The sequence below is a fragment of the Micromonospora sp. NPDC005172 genome (genome assembly GCF_040608555.1).
Classification (GTDB): domain Bacteria; phylum Actinomycetota; class Actinomycetes; order Mycobacteriales; family Micromonosporaceae; genus Micromonospora.
In genome coordinates, this window is sequence record NZ_JBEXIL010000094.1 from 1 (window position 1) to 9,208 (window position 9,208).

General features: G+C 69.7%; 10 protein-coding genes. 1 reads left to right on the forward strand and 9 read right to left on the reverse strand.

Annotated features, from left to right (window positions below):
- Positions 1 to 34 precede the first annotated feature (34 nt).
- The 9 genes from ABZV06_RS31505 to ABZV06_RS31545 form a co-directional block, all read right to left on the reverse strand.
- Positions 35 to 958 carry a SpoIID/LytB domain-containing protein gene (locus ABZV06_RS31505; protein WP_355625893.1) on the reverse strand — a complete coding sequence of 308 codons (924 nt, stop codon included), beginning with the start codon at positions 956 to 958 and terminating at the stop codon, positions 35 to 37.
- Between the two features lie 6 nt (positions 959 to 964).
- Positions 965 to 1,849 (reverse strand): peptidase inhibitor family I36 protein, encoded by an 885-nt coding sequence (locus tag ABZV06_RS31510; RefSeq protein ID WP_355243619.1) that lies wholly within the window; start codon positions 1,847 to 1,849, stop codon positions 965 to 967.
- A 38-nt stretch (positions 1,850 to 1,887) separates the two neighbouring features.
- Positions 1,888 to 2,745 (reverse strand): peptidoglycan-binding domain-containing protein, encoded by an 858-nt coding sequence (locus ABZV06_RS31515; protein ID WP_355243622.1) that lies wholly within the window; start codon positions 2,743 to 2,745, stop codon positions 1,888 to 1,890.
- Between the two features lie 176 nt (positions 2,746 to 2,921).
- Positions 2,922 to 3,845 carry an NBR1-Ig-like domain-containing protein gene (locus ABZV06_RS31520; RefSeq protein ID WP_355625895.1) on the reverse strand — a complete coding sequence of 308 codons (924 nt, stop codon included), beginning with the start codon at positions 3,843 to 3,845 and terminating at the stop codon, positions 2,922 to 2,924.
- A 119-nt stretch (positions 3,846 to 3,964) separates the two neighbouring features.
- Entirely contained in the window at positions 3,965 to 4,543 is a 579-nt protein-coding gene (locus ABZV06_RS31525; RefSeq protein ID WP_355625897.1) for a dihydrofolate reductase family protein, read from the reverse strand.
- Positions 4,540 to 5,739 (reverse strand): RNA polymerase sigma factor, encoded by a 1,200-nt coding sequence (locus ABZV06_RS31530; protein WP_355243630.1) that lies wholly within the window; start codon positions 5,737 to 5,739, stop codon positions 4,540 to 4,542. The genes ABZV06_RS31525 and ABZV06_RS31530 overlap by 4 nt, the downstream gene beginning before the upstream one ends.
- Before the next feature lie 20 nt (positions 5,740 to 5,759).
- Complete coding sequence (locus tag ABZV06_RS31535) at positions 5,760 to 6,113, reverse strand: YciI family protein (RefSeq protein ID WP_355625899.1); 354 nt, start codon at positions 6,111 to 6,113, stop codon at positions 5,760 to 5,762.
- 44 nt (positions 6,114 to 6,157) lie between these two features.
- Entirely contained in the window at positions 6,158 to 6,571 is a 414-nt protein-coding gene (locus ABZV06_RS31540; RefSeq protein ID WP_355625901.1) for a DUF6069 family protein, read from the reverse strand.
- A 152-nt stretch (positions 6,572 to 6,723) separates the two neighbouring features.
- Entirely contained in the window at positions 6,724 to 7,374 is a 651-nt protein-coding gene (locus ABZV06_RS31545; RefSeq protein ID WP_355625903.1) for a TMEM175 family protein, read from the reverse strand.
- A 266-nt stretch (positions 7,375 to 7,640) separates the two neighbouring features.
- Between ABZV06_RS31545 and ABZV06_RS31550 the strand changes: the two genes are divergently transcribed.
- Positions 7,641 to 9,208: DUF1996 domain-containing protein (locus tag ABZV06_RS31550; protein WP_355625905.1), on the forward strand; the 1,568-nt coding region annotated here is incomplete at its 3' end.

Here is a 9,208-nt window from a genome sequence, read left to right on the forward strand (position 1 = left end):
CGTGTGCGGCGGGCGGCACGGTCGACGCGTGACGTCAGGAGATGACCACGTCGCGGTAGTAGTGGCGCAGGATCGCCTGGTAGCTGCTGCCCGAGTTGGCAAGATCACGCGAGCCGTACTGGGACAGCCAGTCGCCGTCCACCCAGCCACCGCACGCGGTGGTGGTCGCGCAGTAGTGCGCCCGCAGGATGTTGCCGCTCCGGGTCAACCGGGTCGACCAGGTCCGGTCCACCGCCGCCGACGTCGAGGTCTGCGCCGACGACGGCCGGTAGACCTGATCGCCCGTGTCGTCCCGGACGTCGTAACACTGGCCGCCGGAGGTCTTGCGGGTCGAGTGCAGCGCCCAGTACCAGCCGTAGCTCTTCACGGCCATCGCACCGGCGTTCAGCGAGGCAGCCGGCCAGCTCGACACCCACTCGTTCGGGAGGACGTTCTTGACGTACGTCTTGAAGTCGACCCGGTCGACGCGCCCGAGACCGACCCGGTAGACGAGGATGGTGCTCGGCAGCTTGCTGTTGGTGCCGTCGGTGCTACAGCCCGTCGGCCCGCTCAGCAGTTCGTGCGAGGCGTTGTTGTTCTTCAACGTGGCGTTGAGGTTGCCAGTCGCCCCGGCCGCGAAATCCTGCGTCGTACCGGCGAAGTTGCTGTTGAAGTAGACCCGCACGGTCTTGCCGGTCCGGTTCCACACCGACGCCGCGTTGTTCTTCACGCACAGGCCCTTGCCGGAGCCCGCGCCCTTGAAGTCGTAGCAGGTCGGCTGGGTCGTGCCGTAGTCGTCCAGCGAGTCGGTGAAGTCGGAGACCGAGCCGGCCTGGTTGCTGTTGTAGTAGTAGCAGAACTCGCCGCTGTCGCAGGTTCCGTCCCGTTCGGCCGCCGCTGCCGGCGAGGCCACGCTCAGGATGGAGGCGGACATGGCGAGGACGGCGCCGACGGCGGCGAGGCCCTTGCGGAGATTCATGACGTCCTACTTCTCGTTGTAGCCCTGGGAGTTCCAGAACGCGGTCGGGTCGGCGTTGTCCAGGGTGGGGTCGCCGACGCTGACGGCCGCGTGGGTCTGCCGACCGGCCCGGACCTCGACGTGGGTGTGCGCGCCCGAGCTGGACGACACCCCGTGCCACGACTCGTCGGCGATGATCTCGCCCTTGCTGATGGCGTCGCCCACGCTCACCCCGGACCTCGGCGCGGTGTGCAGGTAGATCACCGTCTTGTTGGACGAGGAGTTGTAGACCGAGATCGTGGACAGTCCGCCGCTGCCGGTGCTGCCCCGCGCGACGTAGGTGACCGTTCCGGAGACCAGGGCGTGCACATCCGAACCGACGCTGCGGGCGATGTCGATGCCCTCGTGCCGGCCGGGCGTGGTGGTGTAACCGTCGAAGCCGCACGTGACAGTGCCGCCGCTGGCCTGGTACAGGGCGTACGACAGGTTCGTGCGCGTCGACGGCGAGAACTGGTGCGAGGCGTTGTTGTTCTTCAGCGTGGCGTTGAGGTTGGTCTTCGCACCGGCCGCGAAGTCCTGGTAGGAACCGGCGTAGCCGCTGTTGTAGTAGACGCGTACGGTCTTGGTGCTGCGGTTCCAGACCGAGGCAGCCTCGTTCTTGATGCACAGGCCCTTGCCGGCGCCCGCGCCCTTGAAGTCGTAGCACGAGGGCTGCTCGGTGCCGTAGTCGTCGAGCGAACCGGTGAAGTCCGAGAGCGATCCCGCGTTGTCGCTGTTGTAGTAGTAGCAGAACTCGCCGCTGTCGCAGACCCCGTCCCGAGCCGCTGCCGACGCGGGCGATGCGACGCTGAGGATCGAGGTGGCCGCGGCCAGCGCGACGCCGACCGAGGCGAGGCTTCTACGGATGTTCATGGTGTCCTTTCCGGAACGGTGCGGGGGGTGGGTGCGGGTCACTGCCCGCGCTGGTACTGCTCCCAGGTCTGGATCGGGATCTGGGGGCCGTCGTCCGGGCCACGGTTGGCCAGGCCGTTCATGCCGAGGTGGTAGTCACCGGTCTGGTGCTGCGCCTGGCTGGACAGGTCCGTGTCGCTGATCGCCGCGGCGTGGATGTGCCACGGCCAGTCGCCCTGACTCGGGTCACGGAGCCAGGCGGCGAAGCCGACCCGTCGCAGCGCCCGGACGACGGCGGTGCGTCGGGTCGCGGTCATACCGGTGACCGCGATGTCCACCACACCCCCGCCGTCATGCGTGCCGGCCGAGGTCGGGTCACCCCCGGGGTTGTACGAGCCCTGCTCGAGCACCAGCGTCTGGCCCAGCAGACGCTGCGCCTCGGCCAGCATCGCCTGGGTTCGGGCGTTCACGACGTACCCGTCGCGCGGGACCTTCGTGCCCGGTCCGATCGTGTTGGCGACCGTGTAGCGGTTCTGTCCGAGCTTCGTCAGCGACGTCACACCGGGCAGGCCGTTCGCGGCCAGGCCGGTGTAGCCCAGCGAGCGTTGGTACGCCGCGTACGCCGAGACGGTCACCGTGCCGAAGTAGCCGTCGACCCACTGCGCGTTCAGCAGGCCCTGCGCCTGCAACGCCTGCTCCACGGCGAGCACGGAGTTCTTCGCACCCGGAGTCAGGGTGTTGTCGGCCCGACGGGGGTCGATCTGGGCGGCCAGGACGGTGGCCTCCATGTCCACGATCGGCCGCGCGGCCGCGGTGGCGGTCCGCTGCGTTGTGGCACCGGATGCCGCCGCGTGGGCCGGGACGCCGACGGCCACGCAGAGCGCGGCGAGTCCGACGGTTAACCAGGGACGGCGCAAGGTGGCTCCTCCTCGTAGCTGGTGAGTCGTTCTCCGGTTCGACATCACCCTGCGAGAAGTGCCCTGCTGTTCGGTACCCCCGGCGGCCTGTCAGATTCGTCAGACCGTCACCGACCTCGATGAATGCGGTGTTGTCAGCTTGGCTCGACGCCCGTGTCTGACATCGCGACCTGACCTCAGGCGGTCACGGTGACCAGCAAGTACACCGGCCGTCGGGTCGGGAAGTACTCCCGGCCAGCCTCGTCGACCATCTTCCAACTGACCCAGCACCTGCCAGGGACGCTCGGCGCGGTGACCCGAACACGGATCATCACCTGTTCGCCGGGCGGCGTGTCACCGATCGGCACCCGATCCGGTGTCCGGCAGCCGTCACCGTCGGCGGTGGGCTCCATCCGCGCCAGGTACCGGTTGTGCCACTCGACCTCTCCCACGTTGGCGAGCGCCCACACCTTGTCGAACTGGGCGTTCACCTTGACCTGGGTGCCGTCGGGGATGGTGACGTCGGCGACGAACCTGCTCGAGTCCCCGGGGATCAGCGAGTCCGAGTACGTCGTCGTGGACGGCGACGGGGTCGGTGACGCCGTCGGTGTGCCGGAGCCGCCCGAGCCCGACCGGCCACGAACGGTCCCACCCAGGACGACGGCCACCGCCACCACCAGCACCACCACTGCGGCGTTGAGCCACAGCAGACGCCGCCGCCGCGTACCCACGACGTCATCCCCGGCCTGCGGGGCCTCCACGGCCTGCGACACGCCCTGCTCCTTCGGCGCGGACGCGGCGACGACCGGCACGTCGTCATCGTCTCCGCCGGGCCGGGCGACCGTCCCCGGGCGCTGCGCGTCCTCCCATCGGCGCCGCCACAGGGCCTCGTCCGCCTCGCACGCTCGGACGAACTCCCGCGTGGTCTCCCACGAGGGAAAACGGGTCCCGGCGGCGGCCTCGTGCAGCGTCGTGTGCGAGATCCGTCCTGATCGCCCCGCCATCTTGCGGAAGGACGGGTTCCCCGCCGTGCTGCGCAGTGCTCTCAACTGCTCGGCGAACCTCTCAGCGGCGGCCCGTCCGTCCTGACTCGACTCCGCGGCGGCACGCTGGTCCCTCATCAGTCCCCCATGCCAGACGGCTCCGTCAGACGTTGTCAGAACGTGTCAGAGGCTACCGAATGAGCCACGGCAAGCACCGATGTGGTGCACCGCGCCAACCGCCGTGTGGTGGAAAGGACTCAGGTGTGCCGGGTCGGTCGGTAGAGGAGTTCCTGGGTCCGACCGTCGAGCGTGCGGCTCTCGACCAGCTCCAGGTCGAAGTCCGCAGCCCCGTGGAAGATCGGCTCCGTCCCGGTCTGACCGGTGACCACCGGGAAGAGGGTCACCTGGACGAGGTCGACCAGGCCGGCGGCCATCAGTGCCCGGTTCATCGACAGGCTGCCGTGCGACCGCAGGGGCACCTCGGACTCCTTCTTGAGCCCGGCGACGACGTCGACGGCGTCACCACGGACGAGGGTCGCGTCCGGCCAGTCGAGCGGTCCCTGAAGGGTGTTCGACACGACAGTGGCCGGGAGGTTCGTCATCCGGGTGACCCAGGCGTCCCGGACGTCGGACTCCTCGGTGCTGTCGGCAAGCATCTGCCCGAACAGCTCGAACGTGCGGGCGCCGAAGACCATGCGGTGGTCCTCGCCGTATGTGGCGAGGCGACGCTGAAGCAACTCCGGGCCCTGCTTGCCCCAGTAGCCACCCCAGTCGCCGGTGGTGCTGCCGAAGCCGTCGAGGCTCATGAAGACGTCGAAGGTGTAGGTCGCGGTCACGATGGTCTCCTCGTGTGGGTGAGTTCGCTCCGGCGCGCCCCCAGGAAGGCGCGTTCGGTGTCGTTGCTGGTCAGTGCGATGGCCTCGTCGTAGGCGGCGCGGGCCTGCGCGTCGCGTCCGAGTCGGGCCAGCAGCTCGGCCCGGGTGGCGGGCAGCCGGTGGTAGCCGGGAAGGTCGATCGCCTCGACCGCGGCGAGGGCGGCCTCGGGGCCGTGCACCTCGGCCACCGCGACCGCCCGGTTGAGCGCCACGACGGGAGTCGGCGCGTGCGCGAGGAGCTGGTCGTACAGTGCCAGGACCTGCCGCCAGTCGGTGGCCGCGCCGTCGGTGTGCACAGCGCCGATCGCGGCCTGGATCTGGTACGGGCCGGGCTGGTTGCGCCGCAGACACCGCCGGACCAGATCGTGCCCCTCGGCGATGAGATCCCGGTTCCACAGTGAGCGGTCCTGGTCGGCGAGGAGCACCAGGTCGCCGGTCGGACCGAGGCGGGCCGGGCGGCGTGCCTCGGTCAGCAGCAGCAGGGCGAGCAGGCCCAGGACCTCCGGCTCGTCGGGCATCAACGCGGCCAGCTCGCGAGCGAGCCGGATCGCCTCGGCGCACAGGTCGGTCCTGATCATCGGCCCCGAGGTGGACACGTAGCCCTCGTTGAACATCAGGTAGAGCACGGTGAGCACGGGCGGCAGTCGATCCGGCAGCTCGTGGTCGGCGGGTACCCGGTACGGGATGGCGGCGTCCCGGATCTTCTTCTTGGCGCGCACGATCCGCTGGGCGATGGTCGTCTCCCGGAGCAGGTAGGCCCGGGCGATCTCCGGGACCTCGAGACCACCGAGCAGACGCAGCGTGAGGACCGTTCGCGCCTCCGGGGCGAGCGCCGGGTGGCAGCAGGTGAAGATGAGTCGCAGCTGGTCGTCCTTCACTGGTCCCACCTCCTGGGGCGCGTCCTGTTGTTGGAGCAGGAGGGCCTGGGCGTGCCGGGCCTCGCGGGTCGATTCCCGCCGAAGCCGGTCGATGGCCCGGTTGCGCGCGGTCGTCACGATCCAGGCGCCCGGGTTCGGCGGCGGCGTCTGCCACTTCTGCACCGCCGTGGTGAAGGCGTCCTGGACCGCCTCCTCGGCGAGGTTGATGTCGCCGAGGACGCGGGTCAGGGTGGCGACGCAGCGGCCGTACTCCGCGCGGTAGATGCCCGCCAGGTCCATGTCGGTCGACCGGCTCGTGGTCAGGACTGGGACAGGTCGTCGAAGGGACGCACCTCGACCGGTCCGCAGGCCGCCGCGCACTTCTCGGCCCAGGCGAGCGCCTCGTCCAGGTCCGTGCACTTGATGATCCAGAAACCGGCGAGGTGTTCCTTCGTCTCCGCGAAGGGCCCGTCGCTCATGGTCGTGGCGCCGTTCTCGATCCGGACGACCGTGGCACTGTCCGGCGACACGAGGCCCCCGGCGAAGACCCAGACGCCCGCGGCCTGCATCTCGTCGTTGATCCGGCCGGTCTCGGCGAACATGGTCTCCGTCTCCTCGTCCGACATGGCGGGGGCGCCCTCGACGAGGTGCACGGACAGCAGATACTGCTTCATGACGATCCTTTCGGTAGTTCGACAGCGGGATGGTCGGTGACGGTTCAGGCGGCCAGACGGCGCGCGACAGCGGGGATCACGATCGCGGCCGCGACCAGGTGGGTGAGCATCAACAGCGCCTTGGTGGCCGTGTCGGCGTCGGCGATCACGTCCGGCACCAGGGACAGGACCGTCAGCACCACCGTCGTACGGACGAACGCACGACGGGGGCGTCGCGCGAATCGGGACAGCAGCGCGGCGAGGACGACGCCGACCAGCGAGAAGGCGGTCGTCAGCACGCCGAACCCGGCGACCGGGATCGGGGCACCGCTCACGTCGAGGCTGATTCCTGCCGTGCGACCTGCGGCGGCGACGACCATGGTGGCGGCGCTCGCGGCGACCGTGGCGACGACACCGGCCCCGATCAGCGCGCCGAAAGCCGACGCGGTGGTGCGGGTGGTGTTCGCAGTGGTGGTCATCATGCCCTCCGGCGGGTGTGTGCCCGTCTCGATGCCGGGCCCTCACCCTGGCTACGAACAGAGCCGGTCCCGATCGACAGCCGCACCCACATTATTTTGGCGGCCTCGTCGCCGGTGTACACCGAGCCGGTCCGCGGGTCCTCGGGTCCGGTTCAGCCGGGGCGGTGCGCGCTCTCGCCGTCCTCGCCGTCCTCGCCGCGGATGGGCAGGTAGTAGGCGGGCAGGAAGGCCGCGATGATGACGACGCCCGCGATCGGCAGGAACGCGCCGACGAGGACGCCGGAGCCGATCCAGGCCAGCGCGAGCGCGAATCGGCGACCGATGGCCCGGACGCCGAGGGGGCCGAGGCCGGGGTCCAGCAGCCGCGCCCGGCGGAGACGGGCCCAGATGACGTTGAACAGGGCCGCCGCCGCCCACAGCGTGGTGCCGTAGACGACGACCGCCGTGCGCAGTCCCTGCTCCGCGCGGAGCGCGTCGGCGAGCAGCGACGTGGAGAACGGCAGGAACGCGATGACCATCAGAAGCAGCGTGTTGAGGAACAGGACCTGACGGTCGACGTGCCGGACACGGTCGAACATGACGTGGTGGTTGACCCAGACCTGCCAGACCAGTAGAAAACTCAACGCGTACGCCAGGTACGACGGCCACAACGCCCCGAGGCCCCGCAGGAGGTGCCCGAAGTCCCTCGGCGGTTGGATCTCCAGCACGAGGAGCGTGACGGCGATGGCGAAGACGGCGTCGCTGAAGGCCACCAGCCGACCCGGCTGGCGCGTGAGCCGGGGGACGCCCGTCCTCGAAGGCATGCCTCCAGTATTCGACGCGAACACGATTCGTAACCGGAGAATTCGTCATCACCGAATCGGGACGCCAGGCGACCCCCGTCGACGGATTTAATACAAACTTAAGGCTGTGCGGGCCAAAAATTGTTATCCGACGTCGGAACGGCGGCCACCAGGAGACTTGCCCACCACCCTCCTTAATTCTTTTTCCGTACGTTGCCGCAAGCCCTGGACGTGCACATACTTCAGTCGACAGGAGCGTTATCGCCGACTCGAAGGAATCACTGGTAATGCGGACTCCCCCCGCGCACGTCGCACCGCCGGACCGGACGCGAAAGCGCCGCCGCCTCGCCCGCATCACGCTCGCCTCCGCGGTCGCCGCCGCCCTGGCCGGCAGCGGCATCTACATCGCTGGCGCCCAGGCCGAAGAGGTCGCCGTGCCGGGCCGCATCCAGGCGGAGGGCTTCGCGGCGCAGTCCGGCGCGCAGACCGAGAGCACCGGCGACGCCGACGGCGGCAAGAACGTCGGCTGGCTCGGCAACGCAGACTGGCTGCGCTACGACGGCGTGTCGATCACCGGAGCCGACCTGAAGGCCCGGGTCGCCGCGAACAACACCGACGGCGGCGCCGTCGAGCTGCGCCTCGGTACGCAGACCGGCACCCTGCTGGCCAGCTTCCCGATCGCCCACACCGGCGGTTGGCAGAAGTGGACGACGGTGACCGCCACGGCGACCAGCGTGCCGTCCGGTCCGCAGACCGTCTTCGCCGTCATGAAAAGCACCTCCCGGTCGGACTTCGTGAACCTGAACTGGTTCACGTTCGGCTCCGGGACCGCCACGACCCCGAGCGCGTCGCCCACGCCGAGCGCCAGCCCGGCGACGCCGACGACCCCGGCAACCACGCCGACGACCCCGGGCACCACGCCGGGCACGCCGCCGGCGGCCGGTTGGGTGCCGGTCGACCAGGCCCGGTGGAACCAGGAACTGGCGGCCTTCAACGCGATCAAGCCGAAGCCGGTGACGCCGGGGACCACCCGCGTCCCCGAGTTCCACACCGACTGCGAGCTCGCCAACTCGGCTCCGGACGACCCGATCGTCGTCCCCGGCCTGCCGGGCGCCTCGCACATGCACACCTTCTTCGGCCCGAAGGTCGACGCGTTCACCACGACCGACCAGCTGCTGTCCTCGAAGACCACCTGCAACGCTCCCGGTGACCTGAGCGCCTACTGGACGCCGGAGCTGCGCAAGGACGGCAAGCCCGTACCGATGAAGAGCTTCCGGGTCTACTACGGCTCGCGGGTCAAGGACCCGTCCACCGTCAAGCCGTTCCCGCCGGGCCTGCGGATGGTCGAGGGCGACGCCAAGAAGCAGGTCGACACGCCGAAGAACGCCGGCAGCAACCAGTTCTGGTGCGCTGGCAGCGCCGAGACCGGCCGCAGCGCCGACGGCAACTGGCCGGTCTGCGCCCCGGGCGGCAACCTCATCTTCCAGCTCGTCTTCAAGGACTGCTGGGACGGCAAGAACATCGACTCCCCCGACCACAAGTCGCACATGGGCGACCCGGTCAACGGCGTCTGCACCGGCAAGTACCCGGTGGCGGTGCCGGACCTGTCCTTCATGGTCAACTACCAGTCGCTGGGCGGGGACGGCCTCAGCCTCTCCTCCGGCAAGCCGTCCTCCATGCACGGTGACTTCATGAACGCCTGGGACCCGGCCCACCTCGGCCCCCTGGTGAAGTCCTGCCTGAACCAGAACGCCAAGTGCGCCGTCGGCCCCGACCGATGCTTCTACAGTGGTGCCCCCTGTCGTAGCGGTGGCCCTGCCACCGGTCGCCGCGCCGCCCGTCGTCCCGACCCGTT